General features: G+C 64.2%; 23 protein-coding genes. 11 read left to right on the top strand and 12 right to left on the bottom strand.

The features are described 5' to 3' along the window. The first annotated feature begins 29 nt into the window (after positions 1–29). Together AC1DSJ_RS03505 and AC1DSJ_RS03500 are read left to right on the top strand one after the other, a co-directional pair. On the top strand, positions 30–1,028 hold the full coding sequence (locus tag AC1DSJ_RS03505; protein WP_441371732.1) for a Bug family tripartite tricarboxylate transporter substrate binding protein: 999 nt from the start codon (positions 30–32) through the stop codon (positions 1,026–1,028). Positions 1,029–1,045: 17 nt separating this feature from the next. Then, on the top strand, positions 1,046–1,960 hold the full coding sequence (locus AC1DSJ_RS03500) for an SMP-30/gluconolactonase/LRE family protein (protein WP_441371731.1): 915 nt from the start codon (positions 1,046–1,048) through the stop codon (positions 1,958–1,960). 47 nt (positions 1,961–2,007) lie between these two features. Here the strand turns inward: AC1DSJ_RS03500 and AC1DSJ_RS03495 are convergent, their stop codons facing one another. Further along, positions 2,008–2,472, bottom strand: a complete 465-nt coding sequence (locus AC1DSJ_RS03495) for a hypothetical protein (RefSeq protein ID WP_441371730.1) — start codon at positions 2,470–2,472, stop codon at positions 2,008–2,010. 170 nt (positions 2,473–2,642) lie between these two features. Here AC1DSJ_RS03495 and AC1DSJ_RS03490 point away from each other — a divergent pair, with 170 nt between their 5' ends. Next, positions 2,643–3,287: a hypothetical protein gene (locus AC1DSJ_RS03490; protein ID WP_427949425.1), complete on the top strand. Its 645-nt coding sequence runs from the start codon at positions 2,643–2,645 to the stop codon at positions 3,285–3,287. A gap of 27 nt (positions 3,288–3,314) precedes the next feature. Here the strand turns inward: AC1DSJ_RS03490 and AC1DSJ_RS03485 are convergent, their stop codons facing one another. Then, complete coding sequence (locus AC1DSJ_RS03485; RefSeq protein WP_441371729.1) at positions 3,315–3,986, bottom strand: hypothetical protein; 672 nt, start codon at positions 3,984–3,986, stop codon at positions 3,315–3,317. 597 nt (positions 3,987–4,583) lie between these two features. Between AC1DSJ_RS03485 and AC1DSJ_RS03480 the strand changes: the two genes are divergently transcribed. After that, the gene (locus AC1DSJ_RS03480) at positions 4,584–5,483 is read left to right on the top strand and encodes an AraC family transcriptional regulator (RefSeq protein WP_054427159.1); all 900 of its coding nucleotides are present in this window, start codon (positions 4,584–4,586) and stop codon (positions 5,481–5,483) included. Here the strand turns inward: AC1DSJ_RS03480 and AC1DSJ_RS03475 are convergent. The 6 genes from AC1DSJ_RS03475 to AC1DSJ_RS03450 all read right to left on the bottom strand — a co-directional run bounded on the left by AC1DSJ_RS03475 (position 5,474) and on the right by AC1DSJ_RS03450 (position 11,526). Then, positions 5,474–6,106, bottom strand: a complete 633-nt coding sequence (locus tag AC1DSJ_RS03475) for a class I SAM-dependent methyltransferase (protein WP_175171096.1) — start codon at positions 6,104–6,106, stop codon at positions 5,474–5,476. The two genes, AC1DSJ_RS03480 and AC1DSJ_RS03475, sit on opposite strands and share 10 nt — an antisense overlap. 182 nt (positions 6,107–6,288) lie before the next feature. Further along, positions 6,289–7,578: a TRAP transporter large permease gene (locus tag AC1DSJ_RS03470; RefSeq protein WP_441371728.1), complete on the bottom strand. Its 1,290-nt coding sequence runs from the start codon at positions 7,576–7,578 to the stop codon at positions 6,289–6,291. A gap of 9 nt (positions 7,579–7,587) precedes the next feature. Beyond that, complete coding sequence (locus AC1DSJ_RS03465) at positions 7,588–8,208, bottom strand: TRAP transporter small permease subunit (RefSeq protein ID WP_476760266.1); 621 nt, start codon at positions 8,206–8,208, stop codon at positions 7,588–7,590. A 23-nt stretch (positions 8,209–8,231) separates the two neighbouring features. Continuing rightward, positions 8,232–9,224 carry a TRAP transporter substrate-binding protein gene (locus AC1DSJ_RS03460; protein ID WP_441371727.1) on the bottom strand — a complete coding sequence of 331 codons (993 nt, stop codon included), beginning with the start codon at positions 9,222–9,224 and terminating at the stop codon, positions 8,232–8,234. 215 nt (positions 9,225–9,439) lie between these two features. Beyond that, on the bottom strand, positions 9,440–10,822 hold the full coding sequence (locus AC1DSJ_RS03455; RefSeq protein WP_441371726.1) for an amidase: 1,383 nt from the start codon (positions 10,820–10,822) through the stop codon (positions 9,440–9,442). After that, positions 10,819–11,526 carry an RraA family protein gene (locus AC1DSJ_RS03450; RefSeq protein WP_441371725.1) on the bottom strand — a complete coding sequence of 236 codons (708 nt, stop codon included), beginning with the start codon at positions 11,524–11,526 and terminating at the stop codon, positions 10,819–10,821. Before AC1DSJ_RS03450 ends, AC1DSJ_RS03455 begins: the two co-directional genes overlap by 4 nt. A 114-nt stretch (positions 11,527–11,640) precedes the next feature. Here AC1DSJ_RS03450 and AC1DSJ_RS03445 point away from each other — a divergent pair, with 114 nt between their 5' ends. Beyond that, positions 11,641–12,555, top strand: coding sequence for a LysR family transcriptional regulator (locus AC1DSJ_RS03445; protein ID WP_054427153.1), 915 nt, complete (start codon positions 11,641–11,643; stop codon positions 12,553–12,555). A 73-nt stretch (positions 12,556–12,628) separates the two neighbouring features. Here the strand turns inward: AC1DSJ_RS03445 and AC1DSJ_RS03440 are convergent, their stop codons facing one another. The 4 genes from AC1DSJ_RS03440 to AC1DSJ_RS03425 all read right to left on the bottom strand — a co-directional run bounded on the left by AC1DSJ_RS03440 (position 12,629) and on the right by AC1DSJ_RS03425 (position 15,354). Then, positions 12,629–13,657: a Bug family tripartite tricarboxylate transporter substrate binding protein gene (locus AC1DSJ_RS03440; RefSeq protein ID WP_342066671.1), complete on the bottom strand. Its 1,029-nt coding sequence runs from the start codon at positions 13,655–13,657 to the stop codon at positions 12,629–12,631. A 114-nt stretch (positions 13,658–13,771) separates the two neighbouring features. After that, positions 13,772–14,296 (bottom strand): DsbA family protein, encoded by a 525-nt coding sequence (locus tag AC1DSJ_RS03435; RefSeq protein WP_054427151.1) that lies wholly within the window; start codon positions 14,294–14,296, stop codon positions 13,772–13,774. A gap of 2 nt (positions 14,297–14,298) precedes the next feature. Then, positions 14,299–14,793, bottom strand: a complete 495-nt coding sequence (locus AC1DSJ_RS03430; protein ID WP_054427150.1) for a redoxin domain-containing protein — start codon at positions 14,791–14,793, stop codon at positions 14,299–14,301. A 42-nt stretch (positions 14,794–14,835) separates the two neighbouring features. Then, positions 14,836–15,354 carry a Dps family protein gene (locus AC1DSJ_RS03425; protein ID WP_054427149.1) on the bottom strand — a complete coding sequence of 173 codons (519 nt, stop codon included), beginning with the start codon at positions 15,352–15,354 and terminating at the stop codon, positions 14,836–14,838. A gap of 229 nt (positions 15,355–15,583) precedes the next feature. On the opposite strand from AC1DSJ_RS03425, the gene AC1DSJ_RS03420 reads away from it, so the two are divergent. From AC1DSJ_RS03420 to AC1DSJ_RS03395, 6 genes are all read left to right on the top strand, one after another. Further along, on the top strand, positions 15,584–17,143 hold the full coding sequence (locus tag AC1DSJ_RS03420; RefSeq protein ID WP_441371724.1) for a sensor histidine kinase: 1,560 nt from the start codon (positions 15,584–15,586) through the stop codon (positions 17,141–17,143). A 137-nt stretch (positions 17,144–17,280) separates the two neighbouring features. Beyond that, the gene (locus tag AC1DSJ_RS03415) at positions 17,281–17,880 is read left to right on the top strand and encodes a response regulator transcription factor (protein WP_476760265.1); all 600 of its coding nucleotides are present in this window, start codon (positions 17,281–17,283) and stop codon (positions 17,878–17,880) included. A gap of 115 nt (positions 17,881–17,995) precedes the next feature. Further along, positions 17,996–18,379 (top strand): response regulator transcription factor, encoded by a 384-nt coding sequence (locus AC1DSJ_RS03410; RefSeq protein WP_054427146.1) that lies wholly within the window; start codon positions 17,996–17,998, stop codon positions 18,377–18,379. Positions 18,380–18,619: 240 nt separating this feature from the next. Then, the gene (locus tag AC1DSJ_RS03405) at positions 18,620–19,456 is read left to right on the top strand and encodes an alpha/beta fold hydrolase (protein ID WP_054427145.1); all 837 of its coding nucleotides are present in this window, start codon (positions 18,620–18,622) and stop codon (positions 19,454–19,456) included. Positions 19,457–19,827: 371 nt separating this feature from the next. Then, a complete protein-coding gene (locus tag AC1DSJ_RS03400) occupies positions 19,828–20,250 on the top strand; it encodes a GreA/GreB family elongation factor (protein ID WP_054427144.1) in 423 nt (140 codons plus the stop codon). Between the two features lie 331 nt (positions 20,251–20,581). Continuing rightward, positions 20,582–21,451 (top strand): RNA ligase family protein, encoded by an 870-nt coding sequence (locus tag AC1DSJ_RS03395; protein WP_175171090.1) that lies wholly within the window; start codon positions 20,582–20,584, stop codon positions 21,449–21,451. Positions 21,452–21,460 lie beyond the last annotated feature (9 nt).

Genomic DNA, 21,460 nt, shown 5'->3' with positions numbered 1-21,460 from the left:
CCACAACCCGAACAGAGAGCGAGGAAGACATGGCCACACACAAACCCTCCCGGGCACGCCTGAAGGCCGCTGCCCTGATCACCGCTTGCGCCTTGCCGCTGCTGGCCTGCGCCGCGCCCCAAGCTGCGGACGCCTGGCCCAGCCGCCCCGTGCGCATCGTGGTGCCTTATGGCCCCGGCGGCGCGGTGGATGTCGCCACACGCAAGATGGCGCAAATGCTGTCCACACAGACGGGGCAGAGCTTCATTGTGGAAAACAAGCCGGGCGCCACGGGCACCATCGGCGTCAGCCAGGTTGCGCGCGCCACGCCCGACGGCTATACGCTTGTCGCCAACGACACCACCTATTCCCTGTTGCCGCACATCTTCAAGAAGCTGCCCTTCGACCCGGCGCAAGACCTGCAACCGGTGTCGGCCTTTGTCTTTGCCCCGATGGCGCTGGCCGTATCCGCCGACAGCCCGTTGCGCACGCTGGGCGACCTGACGGCAGCGGCTCGCGCCAAGCCCAACCAGATCACCTACGGTTCGGGCGGCCCCGGCACGACCCCGCATTTCGCGGCCGAAGGGCTGTCGCTGGCTACAGGCGCCAAGTTCATGCACGTGCCCTTCAAGGGCGCCGCCGAAGCCACGCAAGCGGTGATGGGCAAAGTCATCGACTTCCAATTCGCGTCAACGACCGGCGTAATGGGGCCGGTGCAAGGCGGCCAGCTGCGGCTGCTGGCCGTCAGCGGTGACAAGCGGCTGGAAGTCTTGCCCAACGTACCCACGTTTACGGAGGCCGGCGTGAAGGACTTTGGCGTGGTCAATTGGACGGGATTGTGGGTGCCCAAAGGCACGCCGCCCGAGGTCTCGGCGCGCTTGCAACGCGAAGTGGCCACGGCGATGGCATCGGAAGAGATGAAGACCTTTGCGGTCAAGATGGGCGCCGAACCGCGCGCGGCGGACGCCAAGGAGTTTGGCCGCATTCTGGCGGACAGCGGGGTGATGTGGGGCAACGTCGCTCGTAACATCGGATTCGACGCCAAATAAGCTCGCAAGGAAACACCATGTTCATTCTCCAAGCCCCCGACGTGATCGAGTTCGATGTGTGGACGACGATGCCCGACGCTTACCGTCGTCCGCAACGCAGCGACTGGGCCGATGCGAATCGTGGCGGGGTACCCGTTGATTCCTTTCTGGAAGGCCCCGTCTTCGACACGCAGGGCAACCTGTACGTGACGGATATCCCGTGGGGCCGCGTGTTCCGCGTGTCACCTGACGGGCAGTGGTCGCTGATTGCCGAATACGATGGCGAACCCAACGGCATGAAGTTTCTGGATGACGCCCGCCTGCTGATCACGGATTACAAGAACGGGCTGATGATGCTGGACATCGCCAGCGGCCGCGTCACCCCGTTCCTGGCCCGCCGCAACAGCGAGCGCTTCAAAGGCGTCAACGACCTGATCTTTGATGCGCACGGCAATCTGTATTTCACGGACCAGGGGCAAAGCGGCTTGCACGACCCCAGCGGGCGCCTGTATCGGCTGCGCCCTGACGGCCAGCTCGATCAACTGCTGAACAACGTTCCCAGCCCCAACGGCGTGGCGTTATCGCCTGACGGACGTGTGCTGTACCTGGCGGTGACGCGCGGCAATTGCGTCTGGCGCGTGCCGCTGCTGCCCGATGGCAGCGTCAGCAAGGTCAGCCAGTTTTTCACGTCGTATGGTCCAAGCGGCCCGGACGGCCTGGCCGTGGATGTCGAGGGCAATGTGCTGGTCTGCAACCCTGGCTTGGGTTACGTCTGGCAGCTGAACCATCGCGCCGAACCGGTAACGGTATGGCGCAGCCCGCGGGGCGCGTCCACGACGAATCTTGCCTTCGGCGGCGCCGACGGGCGCACCGTGTTCTGCACGGAATCCACCACGGGTTCCATCCTGACCGCCCAGGCGCCGCAGCCTGGGCTGACGCTTGCGCGTCCTTGATGGCATGACGGTTCACCTGCGCGGCCGGCCCCGCAGGCGGCCTTGCCTTAACGCTGAAGGCAAGCCGAAACGTCTGCCTTTAGCCGCGCCATTTCCTGATTGACGCCCAAGTCCGCGCAGTACGCGCCCGCGCCCCGCAAGGTCAGGGCCAGCGACGACGGCGTCTTCTTTGACAGCTCGGCTTTCAGACGAAAACCGGATACGTTTGACGCGCGGTACTGGTCTGTCTCGTACACGCCGGCCGTCAGATCCCGGGTGGCCTTGCCCTTGCCTGCGTATTCAGGGCGATCGCCCTTGCCGCTGGTGGCCTCGTCCAGGCAGGCAAACACCTTCTGGGCGGAGGCGGCTGGCGGCACATCCATCGACGCGCTTTGGCTCGGGCCGAAGCTGTCGCACAACCCTGACGACGTTGAACACCCGCTCAATAGGCCGGCAAACACCAGCGTCGCGGCAAACTTGCCCTTCCATTGCCAACGCGCCAACACCCGATTCTTGCCTACGATCGATCGCATTCGCGCATCCTTTACAGAGGTCATGGAATCGCGAAAATATAGCAGCCCGACGCCCGATCCCCTTTTTTGACATGGAGGCGTGCGGCACTTTGTGGCAGCATGCCGGTGCATCCCGCCCCGTTGACCCCACGCGCGGCGCAAGAACCCACACACGACGGAGTGTTTTTCCTATGAAATTCAAGGCCTTGACCCTGGGCATCCTCATGGCCGGCGCTAGCGCTTCGCAAGCCGCAACGGTGAAGGAAGTGTTCAACGGCAGCATGCTGGGCACGACGCAGCGCTACTTCGAATCGATTGCCGGGGTGCCGCGCGAGTCCTTTAAAAATGACCACGTTTTCGTGGTGCAGGAATGCCGCATCACGGCCACCATCACCAACGACAAGGTCTCGGCCTTGCGCATGGACTTGGCCGACAACTGCAAGCCCGACCTGACGAGCTTCATTGGCGAAGACGCGCCCAAGGCCGGTCAGCCCATCACTCCAGGCGCGTTTGGCCGTGGCCAACGCTACACGGCAAGCTGCCTGACTGACTGCGGCAACGCCGTGGACCCGTCGGCCTATGCCCTGTGGGTGGCCCCGCGTTCGTCGGGCGGCCTGGAAGTCTTGATGGAAATGGTGTTGGCGGGCGACAAGGCGCTGGATGCGGCCGACCAATGGGAAGCCGACATCAAGAAGGCCGCCGGCCAAGACTACGTGCTCAACCGGAAATTCAATTGCGAGACCCGCTTTGACTCCGCCGCCGAAGCCGCCTTCAAGGACGTGCCGGTCAACGCCATCACGGTCGGCTACGGCTTGCCGGTAGAACGCTGCAACTGAAACCGATGTAGCCGTCTGGCGCAACGGCTACAACGTGCCTTCACGCGCCTTTTCCCGCGATGTCATCAGTGCGGCTTCGGCGGCTTTCATCTTGTCGCCGAAGTCCCGCGCATAGTCTCGCCAGACCTGCTTCATCGCCTCGGGCTTGTCGTTGCGATCGCCCATCTTGTGTAGCTCGCCCTGGATATTCGCGCCTACCTGCCAGAAGCTTTCGAATGCCGGCCGGGCCTCAGGCACCAGATCCAACAGATGCGGACGCGCCTCCCGCATCAGCTTTTCGGCCGCCTCCGCGTCGGCATCGACGTAGCCCCCGTACTCCAACGCAGCCAACGCGTAGTAGTAGCTCGATATTGCGCTACCTACCTTGACGCTTGCGATAGCGACTTGCCCCATGGCGAAATCGACAAGCTGCATACCGCGATCGATCTCACCCTTTAACCGTGCGAGGTCGCCGTTCACTTTGCTGCTGATATCGCCCTTCAGGGCTTCAAGTTCGCTGTTGGCCGCCTGCTGACTGGACAGGACGATCAACGACACGGCGGCACCGAGCGCTGCTGTCAACGCCGCAATCCACGCGGCAATGAGCTTGACGAACTCGTCACCGGTATTGACGAACTTCCACGACCATACGGCCGCCACCAACAGCAGTACCGCATAGGCCACGACCAGGCGAAAAATCACGTTGCTTTTCTTGCTCATGTCTTACCCCCCGGGGCAAGTTGATGTCAGCCGCACCTCTTCGTATTGGGATGACAAAGACATCCCAAGCGAATACATCGATCTACGCACGCGTCGGGCATGCAGCTTGTGTTCTGCAAGTCCAGATAGCTCATGATTTGTTCGGGCACCCATCGGCAAGCGATCACTGCGGGGTCTTCGGCGTGATCCACGAACTCAACATACGACCTGACACGTATCAGCACCTTGCGCGTGCTGCCGTCAGATTCCAGCCGTAAATAAACGCCCGTTCCTCTGTCTTCCGGGCCGGTAATCGCCGCACAGGCGTAATCAGTTTGGTCTTTCATCGCAGAGTCCCGTCCTTGGCTTCGCCGTCAGACAACGCCCCTATCATGCGCCGCGCACCTACCGGCGGCAACGAGGCCACGCCGGATTCAATCGTCCGCGCGCGGCACTCCTGCTTTAGTGCGGCCAAAAGAGACTAGGCGTGGGGGGTCAGCATGAAAATAACCAGTGAGGAATTACCGGTACCCAAGGATGACGCGCCTGCTGTCAGCGATGAACATCTACCGGCTAAAATTCCCGCTTCACTGTTCTTGACGATGCAAGCGGCTTTCCATGGATCAAAGCTCGACGTCGTGGGAATACTCCGCACACATGCATGCCGAGGTGACGCAGACCATCGTCAGCAACGCGTTGCAAGCTTCTCCCATCGGCATTTCCCGCGTTCAAAGCGCGCGGCGTGACAACGGGCTCACCGAGCCCTATCAGCTGGAAGCCGCCTACCTGGTGGTGTTGCAGCTGAAGCCGTTTTCCGAGCAGGATTTGTGGGTGGACGGCAAGCCCGCCCCGCATCGCCCTTCCAGCGCGGGCACGTTGATCATCTACGACCTGGACCGCCATTGGGTGTCGAACTTGCGCGGCAGCTACGACTGCCTGCAATTCTATGTGCCGCAATCCGCGCTGGATGAAACCGCTGAAGACATCGGCGGCCGCCGGGCCGGGCGGCTGTTTCACCCGCCGCATCTGGCCACCATCGACCCCACCGTTCATCAACTCGGGCAAGCGTTGCTGCCGGCCCTGGCGCACCCTGAATGCGCCTCGCGCCTGTTTGTTGACCATATGGCGCTGGCGCTGCACGCGCATTTATCCAAGACCTATGGCAGCTTGACCCCGCCCCGCCTGCGCGGAGGCTTGGCGCCCTGGCAAGAGCGCCGCGCCAAAGAGATGATGCTGGCGCACATGGATGGCGATCTGCCGCTGGCGGAACTTGCCCAGGCTTGCGGGCTGTCGCGCAGCCACTTTGCGCGCGCGTTTCGTGAGACGACTGGGCTGCCGCCGCACCGCTGGCTGATGCAGGCGCGGCTGGACCGCGCCAAGGACTATCTGCGGACGTCCACGCTGCTGCTGGGTCAGATTGCGCATTTGTGCGGGTACGCCGACCAGAGCCATTTCACCCGCACCTTTTCGCGCGCCATGGGATGCAGCCCCGTGGCGTGGCGCCGGCTTCAGGCGTAGCGCGACAGGCTGTAGACGGACGCGGGCGGCAGATTCAACGGCACAAAGCTGGACCGCCGGGCCTTCAAACCGAAGTCGTCCAGCACACTGGCGGATATCGGGCAGCGCACGCCATAGGTAAACAAGTGCATGGCCCCGCCCGGACGCATCGCCTCGAACACCGCCGCCAATAAGCGGCTATGCAGCGCCGAGCTCATGTTGCGCAAGGGCAGCCCGCAGATGGTGGCGCCGATGCCGTCCAGCTCCGGATGCGTGTCACGCGACAGATCCTCGGCGGACGCCTGAAGCACGGTCGCATTCGGAAACTGTTGGCGCAGGCGGGAGCTCATGGCGGAGTCCTGTTCAACCAGCACCAGGTTCGACGGGTCCACGCCCTTGCGCACCATCTCGCGCGTGAAGACGCCGGTGCCGCAACCCAGCTCCAGCACTTTGCCTTCCGCCGCGTGCAAGGGCGCCGTGATGGCCGCCGCCAGCGCTGCGCTGGAGGGCGCGATAGCGCCAATGGCGGCGGGGTTCGCCAACAACGCCTTGATGAACTGGCTGCGCTCTTGCACCCAGTGCATCGAACGATGCGACAAGGGGTTAAGCCGCGCAGCGGTCTTGAGTGACTGCCTGAAATGCATAGTGCGTCTGACTCCAAACGAGACACGCCGGCGTGTCTGCCACCGCAGACCTTAACCGAGGCATACCGCCCGAGTCGTCAACCGGATGTAAGCACTCCTGCCAAGTTGACACGGGGGGCGATGCGGCGCCCCAGGAAAGTATCCATCATCATCAGGCAGTTACATCCACAGCCTGACGTGCACTACCGCCCCGACATCTCCGCCGGCAACCACGTCGCCAGTTGCGGCACGGCCAGCAGCAGCGCGATCATCACTAGCAGCACCGCCAGAAACGGCAGCACGCCGATGACGACATCCATGAACTTGCCCTCGCCGCGCACGCTGTGCACCACGAACAGGTTCATGCCAAACGGCGGCGTCAGCTGCCCCATTTCGCACAGCACGATCAACATGATGCCGAACCACACCGGGTCGTAACCCAAGGCGACGACGATCGGCACGGTCAACGGCGCGGTCGTCACCAGCATCGCCAGCGTGTCCATGAAGCAGCCCAGCAGGAGGTAGAACGCGATGATGGCCAGCATCATGCCCAGTGGCGGCAGGTCCAGCCCCTTCACCGTGTCCACCAGCATCGTCGTCAGGCCCACGGACGACAGCACAAAGTTCAGAAAGAAGGCCGCCAGCGTGATCAGGATGATCATGCCCGTGGTGCGCAGCGTGGCCTCGAAAGCGCGGCTCAGCATGTTCCAGCTGAGCGCGCCCTTGGCCGCGCACAACAGCGTCGCCGCCACCACGCCCAGCGCAGCGGATTCGCTGGCGGTGGCGATGCCGCCATAGATCACGCCGATCACCAGCACAAAGATGGCCAGCGGGGGCACCAGATGCGGCAAGGCGGCAATCCGTTCAGCCCAGCTGATCGACGGCCGGCTGCCGGCAAGCCCCGGCCGCCACAGGCACAAGCCCACGATCAGCAAAATGAACAGGCAGACCAGCAGCAGGCCGGGCAACGTGGCCGCCAGATACAGCTTGGGCACGGACACGTTGGCGATCAGCGCATAGACGATCATGTTGATCGATGGCGGGATCAGGATGCCCAGCGTGCCGCCCGCCGCGATCGACCCCAGGAACAGCGGCGCGTTGTAGCCCGCCTTGCGCTGCTCGGGCAACGCCAACGTAGAGATGGTGGCGGCCGTGGCCACGCTGGACCCGCTGGTGGCTGAGAAAAGCGCGGACGCGCCGATGTTCGCGTTCATCAGCCCGCCAGGCAGCCACGACACCCATTTGGACACCGCGCCATACATCTGCCCGGCCACGCCCGAACTGACCAGCAATTCCCCCATCAGCACGTACAAGGGGATGGCCACCAGCAAGAATTCAGAGCTGGTGCCCCAGGCCAGTTCGCCCATGGCGTTCACGAGCGACAGCGGGGAATACGCGCCCGCCAGCGTTACGCCCAACAGGCCCACGGTAGCGGCCGCCGTCACGCTCAGCGCCAGCAGGCCGAGCAGCATGGAAATCGTCAGAGTCAACATGCGGCGCTCCTAGCGTTGCATTGGGGTGGCAGGCGCGGCAACGGGCGGGGGTGCCGCCGATTGCGTTTCCGCCTGAATCTCTTCATCAAGCGAATGAATGCCGATCAAACCATTCACGTCTTGCCAGCGGCCTGCCATCAACCGCGCAACCGCGCACGCAGCCAGCACCACGATGGTCAGCAGGAAGAACGCATAGCCTGCAAACCACAACGACTGCGGAATCCATTGCGGCACCTGCAACGGCGTGTTCGACACCGAACGAAAGCGGATGGAGTCGGCCAGCAYGCCCCAGGCGTGAAACGTCAGCAAGCCGATGAAGACGCTCAGGCAAGCGATCGCAAAAAAGTCGAGCGCCACGCGGGTCTTCGCGGAAAGATGCGTGTAGAGCACGTCGACGCGGATGTGCGAGCGGCGCAGCAGCGTGATGGGAAACGCCCAGGCGCTGGCCACCGCCAGCACGTAACCCGCGATCTCGTCGGCGCCGCCCAGCGATACGCCGGCCAGTTTGCGCGCAGCAAGATCAACGACGATGAGCCAGGACGCGGCCATCAGGCCTAGCCCGCCGATCCAGACGCCGCCGCGTGCAATGCGCTCCAGGACGCGCACGGGAGCATGAGTAGTCGATGACATGAAATTTCCTTGTTTGAGTGGCGTTAGCGCAGGGTCACGCCCAACGCCTGGCCGACCGATCCGCTCCACGCGCGGGCGCACTCCGCACCGCAGCGCTTGCCCCATTCGCCTGCGACCTGCGCGGCAATCGCGTGCAGCCGTTCCCGCTCGGCGGGCGAAGGCGAGGCCGCCTGCATGTCGGCCTTCGTGTGAATGCGGCATTCGCCCTGCCCCGTGTTGCAGGCCAGCGCAAAGTCGTTCTCGCGCCCCGTCTCTTGCCAGAGGCGGTCTTCCAGAACACGGGCCTGTTCTTGCAGAAACCGTTGCGCGGCTGGGTCCAGCCGCTGCCAGCGCCGTTCGCCCATGGCGTAAAAGCCGATGGACCAATCGGTGGGCAGGTTGTACAGATGCTTGGCCACGTCGTACCACTTGGCCGAGTTGCCCGAGCCGATGCCCGACACCGCGCAATCCACCACGCCGGTCTGTAGCGCTGGGATCACTTCAGCAAATGGAATGGTGACCGGCGAGCCGCCCAGCGCGCTGATGAAGTCCGCCATGTTGCGGCCGCGCGTGCGGATCTTGCGGCCCTTCAGGTCTTCAAGCTGCTGCACGGGTTCGCGGCAGAAGAACACCTGCGCCGTGTATGGCACCGTGGCCAGCAGATGCACGCCGTGGCGGTCGCGCATGCGGGCTTCGAGCACCGGCCGGTACGCCTGCACCATTTTTCTGGCGGTGGCGATGTCGGGCGCCATCCCGGGCAGGTCCACGCCTTCCAGCATGGCGTCGTCGCCGCTGACAAAGGCGAACACGCCCATGCCGACGTCCAGCGCGTTGCCCCGCATCAAGCGCAAGATCTCGGGGCCTTTCAGCCCGCGTTCGTTCAGACCCGCCAGTTCAGCCGTGACCTTGCCGCCCGATGCGGCCGGCAAGGTCTTTTCCCAGAAGGGCTTTTCAACCGCCGAGTACGTGTAGTTGTGGCTGCCGCCCCCGACCACCTGGAAGTGGACGTCGGGCAAGGCGTCAGCGTCCGCCGCCATTGAGACGGCCGGCGCCAAAGCGGCCGACGTCAGAGCGGCCAACAACGGGGCGGCCGAAAGCCGCACAGAACACCGCACAGAACGCCCCACAGAGCACCGCACCGCACACCGCACAGCAAACCGCCGGACGGCAACCATCGGGACGGCCGCCAGCAGCGCCGCCAGGGTCCTACGCTTCATGATTTCCCCTTGTAGGTTTTAGTTCTTGCGCCGCGTCAGCCGGGAACGTGTTCCGCCTGCGGCTCCGCGCGCGCCAGATGCCAATCGGTGTGGTGTTGATAGACCTCGGCCAGGAACAGCGCCAGCCGGTCTTCGCCGCCTGGGCAAAGAATCTGCAAGCCGGTCGGCAAGTCATTGGCGTCGCGGCCATTCGGCACCGACAGCCCGCACATCTGCAGCAGGTTGCCAATGCGCGTGTAGTGCACCGGCGCATTGCCATGATCGACCTGTTCAAGCGGCAACGCGGTGGTCAGCGTGGTGGGCGTCAACAGCCCCGCCACGCCCTGCAACCGTTGCAATAGATCGGCCTGCAAGCGATCGCGCTCGCGCAGCGCGGCCAGATAGCGGGTGGCCGGCACATCCAGCCCCACCAACAACCGTGGCCGCACGGAATCGTCTACAGGCAGGCTCATGTCCGTGATTTCGCGTTCGAATGAGAACGCGCCCTCGGTCATCATGATGTCGCCCGTGACCGCCTTGAAGTGCGCCAACGAGGCGGGCAGCGTCACGGTGACGATGCGCGCGCCCAGCGACTGGTACAAGGCCACCGAATCTTCATAGGCTTCGCGCACGGCGGGCTGCACGTCTGGCAGGAATTCGTCGGCCAAGCGGGCCAGCGTCATGCCGCGCACGTCAAAGCGCGGCGCGTCAAAGGCTTCACCCCACTCGCCGGGCTGCGCGGGGACCAGTGCGTCGAACACGGTGCGCGCGTCCGCCGCGCTGTGTGCGAAGACGCCTACGCTGTCCAGCGTGTGGCTCAGTGTCGCGACGCCTTCGGTGGATATCCGCCCCGCCGTCGGCTTGAAGCCCGTGATGCCGCAATAGCTGGCTGGCACCCGCACCGAGCCGCCCGTGTCCGTGCCGATGGCCAGCGGCGCAAGCCGACCCGCCACCGCCACGGCCGAGCCGCTGCTGGAGCCGCCGGGAATGCGATGCACCGCGTCGTCCCAGGGATTGCGCGGCGTGCCCATGTGTTCGTTGGTGCCCCAGGCGCCCATGGCGAACTGCACCATGTGCGTCTTGCCCAGCACAATGGCGCCCGCGCGTTGCAGCTGCCGCACCAGCGTCGCCGTGTTGGCGGCGATGGGCTGCGCGTGGTTGGGCGAACCGATTGTCGTGGGGCGGCCCGCGATATCGATGATGTCTTTCAGCGCAATGGGAATGCCATGCAAGGGGCCCAGGTCCACACCCGCACGCAGTTGCAAGTCGGCGGCGCGGGCGGCGGCCATGGCCTCGTCGGCATAGACGTCCAGGTACGCGTGATACCAGCCATTCAATGCGCTGATGCGCGCCAGGTAGGCGCCCACAATGTCTTCTGCGCTGCTCTCGCGGCGGCGGATCAAATTGGCCAGCGCGGCGGCGTCCAGATTGATACTCATGACGGTTCCCCTTGTGTCTGCGCGGCGGCGTAGGCGCGGCCTGCGGCGATGGCGCGGTCGATCACGGCGCGCGAGCCCACGATGTCTGGAAATTCTTCACCCGCACGCAAGCGCGCAAGCGTCTCCTGTTCGTTGGTTTGGAATTCGATGGCGCGTTGGGCCTCGGCGCGCACGTCTTGCGGCGCAAGAATCAGCACGCCGTTTTCATCGGCCAGCACCGCGTCGCCCGGCTGCACGGCCACGCCGCCGCAGCTGATGGCGCAGCAGAAGCCGCCGTCATGACCCAGCAGACGCGTCGTGACCGGCGACGGCCCCTTCGACCACACCGGCACGCCATGCTGGCGCAGCTCGCCCAAGTCCGTGACGAGGCCATCGACGATGATGGCCGCCACGCCGGCCTGCTTGGCCGCATAGGCCATGGCCCCGCCCAGCGCCGCCGTCACGGCTTCACCGCAACGGTCAATCACCAGCACATCACCGGGACGCACGCAGCCCATCGCGTGGTGCAGAATGCCGCCATCGATGCCCGGCATGCGCACCGTCACCGCCGTGCCCGCCACGCGCACATCCTGCTGATGGGCACGGATGTCAGCGCGTAGAAAACCCGCTGACCGGAAGTGGCCGATGGTGGCGGGCTCGGCCTTCAGCAGCAGCGCCAGATCATCGGGCGGCACTTGCGCGGGCAAAGAATTTATCAGATACATCGTCTGGTTTCACTACAATCAAAAGGGCCAAAGCCCGGTGAATAAAAAGGTAGCACGGGGCAATTCGGCCCAAATAATCAAAATTTCGGCGCACTTTGAAAAGTAATTCTTATCATGCGGATAACCCTTAGCCAGCTGGAAGCCTTCTACTGGGCGGCCAAGCTGGGCAGCATTCATGCCGCGGCGCGCCACCTTCATGTCACCCAACCCGCGGTGTCATCCCGCATCCGCGAACTGGAAAGCACGTTGGATGTGCAGCTCTTTGATCGTTCGCGCCAACGCATCACGTTGACCGACACCGGGCAGTCCGCGTTGCGTCATGCCGAGACCGCGCTGCACAGCAGCCGGCAGCTGGAACACTTCGGCAAAGACCGCACGCTGGGCGGCAAGCTGCGCCTGGGCGCCGACGAATGCTCGGCCAACGTGGGGCTGACGGCCGTCATCGCGCAACTGAAAGAGCACTACCCGTCGCTGGCGCTGGAAATGACGGTGGACGTGGGCTCGGTGCTGAACCGCAAGCTCAATGCGGGCGAGCTCGACATGGCGCTGTTGACCAACCCCGCCACCAGCGAGGAAGTCAGCGACGTGTTCATCGGCTGGATGCCGTTTCATTGGGTGGCCTCGCCCTCGTTGCGCATCGCCGCCGACCCATTCAAGCCCGAGCATGCGCGCGGCCATCACATCGCCACGCACTCGCCGCCTTCCACGTTGTATACGGTGGTAGAGAACTGGCTGGGGTCGGGCGGGGTAGACATGGCGGGGCTGAGCACCACGAATTCGCTGGCGCTGATCTCGCGCCTGATCGGGGCCGGACACGCCATCGGCATCCTGCCGGTGCCGTTGCTGCACGACATGCTGTCGATGGGCGTGCTGCAAGCGCTGCCCAGCGACCCRCCCATTCCGCCCGCGCGCTTTTATATTTCGTACCTGACTGCGGCGCATGGTGCGCACATTGATTCCATTGTGGACATCACGCGAGACACGCTGACCCGCTTGAATTTCCTGATGCCGACGCAGGGCGTGGAATGACACAGCGCCTGGAATGACACAAGGCCGCATACGCGGCCTTGTGCCGGGTTGATGCTGTGTTCCGTTGACGGGATCAGTCGATCCGCGCCCCCGACGCGCGCACCACCTCGCCCCATTTCGCGACCTCGCCATTGACGAGTTCGGCGTACTGCTTCTTGTCGGTCAATGCCGGAATCACCAATCCCACGGCGGTGAGCTTTTCGCGAATCTGCGGCGACTGCATCGCGGTGCGTGTCGCTTCAAACAGCTTCTGCGAGACGTCGTCTGGCAGCCCGGCCGGTGCGCTCAAGCCAAACCAGTACTCCGATGAAAAGCCCGTCACCCCGCTTTCCGCCAGCGTGGGCGTATCGGGAAACACCGGGTTGCGTTCGGCGCTGCCAATCGCCAGCGCGCGCAGCTTGCCTGCCCGCACATGCGGCAGCACGGTGTCCTGGTTCACGAACAGCGTATCGACGCGGCCCGCCAGCACATCATTGATGGCCGCCGAACCGCCGTTGTACGGCACGTGCATCATGTCCAGCTGGGCGCGCATCTTCAGCATCTCCATGCCCAGATGGCCTGACGTGCCGTTGCCCGACGACGCATATGACACCTTGCCGGGTTCCTTGCGCACGCGTTCCACGAACTCCGCGTAGGTCTTGGCCGGAAACGTGGGCGCCGTCACCAACACGTCTACGCCGTACGCCAGGATGGCGATCTGCTCCAGCTGATCCAGCCGGTAAGGCAGCCGGCTGTAGAGCGCTTGATTGGTCGCCATGCCCACGCCCGACAGCAGCAAGGTGTAGCCATCCGGCTTGGCTTGCGTGACATACGCCGTGCCGATATTGCTGTTGGCGCCGCCCTTGTTTTCGACCACGACGGTGGTTTGCAGAATCTTGCCCAGCTCGGCCGCGAGCAACCGGCCGATGAAGTCCGTGCCGCCGCCAGCGGGGAATGGCACCACCAGGTTGATCGGCTTGCCTGCGGGGTAATCCGCCGCGGCTGCGGCAGGGTTTGCCCACAATGCCCCAGCGCACAGTGCGGCGGCGGCGATCGTCAGGAAGCCTCTGCGCGAGGCAGAAAACGGCGACGCCGCCAGGCGCATATCTTGCACAGCATTCATGATTCTTGATTCCCTTGCTTTATGGATTAGTCTTTGAAAAGCAAGGAAAAAGTAGCATGTGGGCCGACGCGTTCAGTAATCAAAAATACCTGGGGAATTGAAAGATTCCGCTTATCAACTCGCCGCCACGCGCGTCAGCACATCAATCAAACTTGCCGCATCGCGCCTGCCGTCATAGCGCAGTCCGTTAATGAAAAGCGTGGGCGTGCCGTTCACGCCGCTGCGCACGCCGCCCGAGAAGTCCTGCTCGATTTTTTTATCGAAGCTGCCTTCAAAGGCCTGCCGCAAGGTGGCGCCGCCCACGCCCAGCCGGGCGCCGTACGCCACCAAATCCTGCTCTGACAAGGCGTTCTGGTTTTCGTACAGCAGATCGTGCGCCTGCCAGAACTGCCCGACCTGCGCGGCGGCTTCGGCGAACTCGGCCGCGCGCATCGCGTCGGGGTGCAATTCCGAAATGGGAAAGTTGCGGAACACGAAGCGCAGGCGGTCGCCCATGGCCTGCTGCACGGCCTTCAGCACGGGATAGGCTTCGCCGCAATACGGGCATTCGTAATCGCCGTACTCCACCAGCGTGACGGGGGCGTCGGCGGGTCCGGCTGCATGGTCCTGCGCCGAAACCGGCAAGTAAAGGTGGCTCATGATCAGGCTCCTTTGTGTTGGGTAGGCGCGGCAAGTTTGTCCAGCGCATCAAGAATGCCGTCGGCGCCCGGGTTGATGCCCAGCGGCGAGACCTCGCTCCAGCGGATGACGCCGTCTGCGTCCAGCACGAACAGCGCGCGTTCGGTGATGCCGTCGGCTTCGCGGTAGACGCCGTAGCGGCGCGCCACCGCGCCCTTGGGTTCAAAATCCGCCAACAGCGGAAAGTGCAGCTTGCGTGCCTGGGCGAAGGCGGCGTGGCACCAGACGCCATCCACCGAAATGCCCACCAGCTGCGCACCTGCGCGGTGGAATTCAGGCAGGATTTCGTTGTACAGCGCCATCTGGTCGCCGCAGACCGGGCTCCAGTCGGCGGGGTAAAAGGCCAGAATCGCGGGGCGGCCGCGCAGGTCCTGCAACGACACCTTCTGGTCCGGCGTGGCCGGCAGGATGAAGTCGGGAGCCGCCGTGCCCGCAGGCAGAGGCGTGATGGAAGACATGGGGTTTCTCCTTGGCAATCAGGGCAAGCAATGCCGGCAGGCTTAGCGGGCCGCGCGGGTGGACTCGAACAGGAACCAGCTGCGGCGCTCGGCTTCGTCGATCCAGTTCTCAAGCAGGCTTGTCGAGGCCACGTCGTTGTAGTTGTCGCAGACGACATGGGTGGCGCGCAGGAAGCTCAGCAGTTGCCGGTTGTCGTCGCCCAGTTCAGCCAGCATGTCTTCGGGCGTGACGTAGTCCGCGTCGTTGTCCAGCAGGCGCTGGGTGCGGTGGATGTGGCCAATCGACCGCAGCGTCGTGCCGCCGACCTTGCGGGCACGTTCGGCAATGGCGTCGGTGGTGGCGAAGATTTCATCGCCCTGCTCGTCCAGCATCAGGTGGTAGTCGCGAAAGTGCGGCCCCGACATATGCCAGTGGAAGTTCTTCGTCTTCAGGTACAGCGCAAACATGTCGGCCAGCAGCGCCGTCAGCGCGCCCGAAATGTCGACACGGGCCTGGGCGCCCAAATCAGTAGGCGTACGCAGGGGGGCGCTCAGACGGGACGGGATAGCAAGATCGTTCATGGAAATCTCCGGGTTCAGGGGACAGACCGTCGGGCTTCGCCGCCCGATGGAAAGCAGAATAGGCGCGCCCTGGCAGCGGCGAAATCGGCAGATCGTTTCCCCACCCCATACCTTTGTTTAATCGCCGGAACAGGATGATTTCGTTCAAAGTTGATTGATAACGTGCAAGCCGCAGCGTGATGCAACCGCTACCGTGACGGTTTGGCCGCTTCCTTCCCGGAGACTTCTCTTGCTCTTGACGCCTCGCGCGCGCGCGCCCCGGCTGCCATTCTTGCCGCCCGATCATGACGGGCTGCATGCGTCCGCGTCCCGGGGTTCCCTCCTGGCCTGCCGCCTGGCCGCCGCCAGCCTGGCGCTGGCCATCTTTCTGTTCGACTCGCTCAGCACCTTCGAAGGCGCGGTGGCCGTGTTGTATGTGGTGGTTGTGATGCTGGCGGCGCGCTCAGCGCGTGCGCGCGACATCATCATTGCCGCCGTGGCAGGCATCACGCTGACCCTGGTGGCGTATATCGACTCGCACGGATTCAACCATGTGGGTTCCCAGACGGTGCGCGCCTTTGTCAGCCTGGCCGCCATCGGCATTACGGCCGTACTGGCGCTACAGAACCAGACCGCCACCAAAAGGCTGGCGGCCCAGGCCCGGCTGCTGAACCTGTCGCACGACATGATCTTCGTGCGAGACCGTACCGGCGCCATCACCTTCTGGAACCGCACGGCCGAAGAGGTCTATGGGTGGCCTTCGCACCTGGCGGTCGGCCAGCGAGCCGACGCGCTGCTGCAAACGTGCTACCCGGAACCTCGCGCCGCCATCGAGGCCCGGCTGCTGGAAGCGGGCAGTTGGGAAGGGACGCTCGCGCAAACGACCCAGGCCGGCAAGACGCTGACCCTGGCCAGCCGATGGGTGGTGCAGCGTGACCACAACGGCCGCTCCGTGGGCGTGATGGAAACGCATACCGACATCACTGAACGCAGGCAGGCGCAAGACGCCTTGCTAGAAGCGCGGGCCGAACTGGCGCACGCGGCGCGCGTGGCCACGCTGGGCGAGCTGACGGCGTCCATCGCCCACGAGGTCAACCAGCCGCTGATGGCGGTGGTCACCAGCGGGGAAGCCGGCATGCGCTGGCTGCGGCGCGATCCGCCGGACTTGCACGAAGTGGGCATTTCCATTGAACGCATCGTGTCTGAAGGCCGCCGCGCCAGCGAGATCGTCAAGCGCATCCGCGCTTTTTTGAGCAAGTCGCCCGCACAGTGCAACACGTTGGACGCGGGCGCACTCATCGATGAGGCCGCGCGGCTCGTCGAACACGAGCTGAACCGCGAGCGCGTCTTCCTTCACGTCGCCATTGCGCCCGATCTGCCGGCGCTGTCGGGCGACCGCATCCAGCTTCAGCAAGTGCTCGTCAACCTGATGGTGAACGCCGCGCAGGCCATGGCGGGGCTGCCCGAGCCGCGCATCTTGTCCATCAGCGCCAACCTCGCCAATGCCAATGCTGATGCCAATGCTGATGCCGATGCCGATGCCGATGCTGATGCCGATGCCGATGCTGATGCCGATGCCGACCCAAGCGCCGTGGAAATCATCGTGGCCGATACCGGGCCGGGTATCGACATGAACGCCATCGACCGCTTGTTCGACCCGTTCTACACCACCAAACCGCAAGGCATGGGCATGGGGCTGGCCATCTGCCGCACCACGGTCCAGGCGCACGGCGGCCAGTTGACGGCCAGCAACCAGCCCGGCGCTGGCGCGCGATTCGTGCTGACGCTGCCCCCTGCCTCTAAAGGCTGAACGCTAGTGCCTATTCACAGCCCGCAGCCCGCAGCCCCTAGCCCCTAGCCCGCAACCCTGAACCCAGAACCCTGAACCCTGAACCCACCGCCCCCAWGATCGCGACCAACAAGACCGCTCCCCCGCCGCCCGCCCAGGTGCTTATCGTGGACGACGACGCCGGCGTGCGCGACGCGCTGGACAGCCTGCTGCGCTCGGTCGGATTGCGCACGCTGGTGTTTGCCTCGCCCGCCGAACTGCTGCAAGCGACGCTGCCCGATGCGCCCGGCTGCATCATCCTGGACGTGCGCCTGCCCGGCGCCAGCGGGCTGGATTTTCAGGACCATCTGACGGCGCTCGGCATTGCCCTGCCCATCATCTTCATCACCGGCCACGGCGACATTCCCATGACCGTGCGCGCCATGAAGGCGGGCGCCGTCGATTTTCTGTCCAAGCCGTTTCGCGAACAGGACATGCTGGACGCGGTCGCCGCGGCGATCGACCGCGACCGCGCACGCCGCGACCAGGCGGCCGCGCTGGGGGATGTGCGCGCCCGCTATGACACGTTGACGCCGCGTGAACGCGAGGTGCTGGCGCATGTGGTGTCGGGGCTGATGAACAAGCAGGTGGCCGGCCTGATCGGGCTGAGTGAAATCACGGTGAAGATCCATCGCGGCAATGTCATGCGCAAAATGGGGGTGCGGTCGCTGGCCGACCTGGTGCGCAGCGCCGAAGCGCTAGGCGTTTCGCGCCCTTGATCGCGCCCGCCCCAAACCTGCGTATGATTTTCCAGACGGCGGCGAAGGTTCATAAAGGAGGCATGCCGCGCATCGGACGCTCTTTCATGCATCACGCGGCAGGAAGGATTTGTCTATGAATCACGCCTCAACGATCGCGATCGTCGACGACGACGACGGGGTCAGGGTCTCGTTGTCCAGCCTGGTGCGCTCGCTGGGCTACGCCGTACGCACGTATGGTTCCGCGCACGAATTTCTGCATGACCCGGACGCCGGCAAGCCCGTCTGCCTGATCGCCGATATCCAGATGCCCCTTATGACGGGAGACCAGCTACAGGCCGCCTTGCTGGCGGCCGGCAGACGGCTCCCGATGATTTTCATGACGGCGTTTCCCACGGAAGCCATGCGCCGACGCGTCATGGACGCCGGGGCCTGCGCCTATCTTGAAAAGCCGGTTGACGCCGACGCCATCGCCCGCTGCCTGGCGGCGGCAATGGCGCGCCGCGCCGCGTTGGACTAAGCAACGTGGCGTGCGCGACACAACCGGAGCAAGCGCAGCACGCGGCGTTCATACCGCCGCCTATACGTTCGTATGAGGGCGCAAACCCAGCGTAGGATTTTCCTGCGCGGGTCTTGGCTCTAGTCTTAGTCTTAGTCTTAGTCCTAGTCTTGGTCTCAGTCCTAGTCTTAGCCCTAGTCTTGCTTCTCGTCTTCCCCTGCGGTTAACCCCCCCTCGCTTCATCACCAGGAGTCACCGACCATGAGCACCATCACCACTACCGACGGCGTGCAGATCTTCTTCAAGGACTGGGGCCCGAAGTCGGCCCAGCCCATCATGTTCCATCATGGCTGGCCGTTGTCGAGCGACGACTGGGACGCCCAGATGCTGTACTTCGTCAGCAAGGGCTTTCGCGTCATTGCGCACGACCGCCGCGGCCACGGCCGTTCCAGCCAGGTCAGCGATGGCCATGACATGGACCACTACGCAGCCGACGCCGCCGCCGTGGCCGAACACCTGGACTTGCGCAACGCCGTGCACATCGGCCATTCCACGGGCGGCGGCGAAGTGGCGCGCTATGTGGCGAAATTCGGCCAGCCGCAAGGCCGCGTCGCCAAAGCAGTGCTGGTCAGCGCCGTGCCGCCCTTGATGGTCAAGACGGACAGCAACCCGGGCGGCACGCCGATTGAAGTCTTCGACGGCTTCCGCGCCGCGCTGGCCGCCAACCGCGCGCAGTTCTTCCTGGATGTGGCCGCCGGCCCCTTCTACGGCTTTAACCGCGCCGACGCAAAGGTGTCGCAAGGCGTCATCAACAACTGGTGGCGCCAGGGCATGATCGGCGGCGCCAAGGCGCATTACGAGGGCATCAAGGCCTTCTCGGAAACCGATCAGACCGAAGACCTGAAGGCCATTACCGTGCCCACGCTGGTCATGCATGGTGACGACGATCAGATCGTGCCGATCGACGACGCCTCGCGCCTGTCGGTCAAATTGCTGAAAAACGGCACGCTGAAGGTGTACGCGGGCTTTCCGCACGGCATGCTGACGACCCACGCGGAAGTCCTCAATCCGGACCTGTTGGCCTTCATCAAGGGCTGATTTTTCTCAACATCTTGTAAAAGGGGGCGGGTTAACCCTGCCTTCTTTCGGACTTTTCCGATACTTCGGCCCGCCGATGGCCTATATACTCCCCTCTTGCCGACAGCAGATTGGGCGCCAACCCGCGCAAAACCTGCACGCTTCGATGCAAGAATCAGCCCCGTGGGGCTCTCCCCGGGGACACGGAACGCTTCACGATCCGTCTGCCGCCACGGCGGCGAACTCTCCCACGCCAGATTCAAACGCTACGCATCGTCGCGGCACTGCTTGAACATTTTCTTCCCAAAGCGCTGTCATCTCCTCCATCGCCTTGCCCCGTGCATGCCAGCCGGCATACGCAGGCCGAGGCATTTCGTCTAAGAAGAACCGACATGAACGCCGTGCCGCAAGACAAACTGATTACCGCCCTGGACCACGCCCGCCTGCTGGGCATGATCACCCGGCCGGCCACCGCCGCCGCATTGCCGCGCGACGCGATCGACGCCGCCCAGGACATCCTGGATTCCGCGCCCATCATCGCCATCGAAGAAGTCACGCCCGACATCGTGACGATGCGCTCGCGCCTTCGCCTGCTGAATGACAACGGCACGGAACTCCTCGTCACGCTGTGCTACCCCGCCGACGCAAACCTGGCGCAAGGCCAGGTGTCGGTGCTGTCGCCGCTGGGCCTGAGCCTGCTCGGGTCGCGCCAGGGCCAGCGCATTACGTGGACGGCGCCCAACCAGACCGAACACGCCGGCACCATCGAAGAAATCGTCTACCAGCCCGAAGCGGCTGGCGACACCACGGCCTAGCATGTCGTGGCCAGCGCGCCACGCCTTGCGTTGACAAGACGCGGCGCGCTGTTTTAGGATTCGGCCCTCTTTGCTTGACCTGCTCGTTTTCTCTTCTTCACCCCCTTTTCTCCTGAGTGCAACCGTGTCTGCCATTCGTCAATTCGCCTAAACGCCGACGACTACCTCACTGGTAATCGCGGTCTGCTTGCTCGCCCTTGCGGCCAGACGCCTTCGTCTTCGCCCCAACACCAGAGTTCAAGCGCGGTTCCAGAAAGCACACACACACTCCCGCTTTCCCCCCCGTACAGACTGCGTCGTCGGCTTCCCCTATTTGCTTTGGAGAAGACCCATGACGCTGGATTTCTGCGCCTACGCGCAATCGCTGGACCTGTTCCGTTACCCCCGCACGCCGCACCTTGAAGGCTCGCGCCTGCAAGACGGCGACGAAGGCCATGACCATGCGCCCTACCGCAAGCTGGCCGGCCTGCATCTGGTCGTTGAAGAAAAGCTGGATGGCGCCAACACCGGCATCAGCTTCAGCCCGTCGGGCGAACTGCTGCTGCAATCGCGCGGCCATTATCTGGTGGGCGGCGGCCGCGAACGGCAGTTCAGCTTCGTCAAGGCCTGGGCCGCCGCGCATGCGGATTGGCTGCTGCAACGCCTGGAAGACCGCTACGTGATGTACGGCGAAACGCTGTCGAAGAAACATTCTGTTTTCTACGACGCGCTGCCGCATCACTTCTTCGAATTCGATGTGCTGGACCGCCACACGGGCGAATTCCTGTCCACCGATGCGCGGCGTGTGCTGCTAGCGGAGGGTCCGGTGCTATCGGTACCCGTGCTGTACGAAGGCGTGGCGCCCGCCAAACTGAGCACGCTGAAAGCCCTGCTGAAGCCGTCGCTTGCCAAGACGCGCGACTGGCGCGCCGCCTTTGAAGCCACGGTGCTGCGCGAAGGGCACGACCTGACGCGTGCGTGGAAGCAGTGCGACAAGTCGGACTTGTCGGAAGGCCTGTACATCAAGGTCGAAGCCGATGGCAGAACGCTGGCCCGCTACAAATGGGTGCGCGCCGACTTCGTGCAGGCCATTCTGGATTCCGACAAGCATCACTCGGAACAGCCCTACGTGCCGAACCTGCTGGCCGCGGGCGTGGACCTCTATGCGCCGCGCCTGACGGTGGACTGGGACACGTTGCGCGCCGGCAGCGCCCAAGAATAAGGAACGATC

The organism is Achromobacter sp. 01N37, from assembly GCF_056399725.1.
This window is presented reverse-complemented; position numbering and strand designations above follow the sequence as displayed.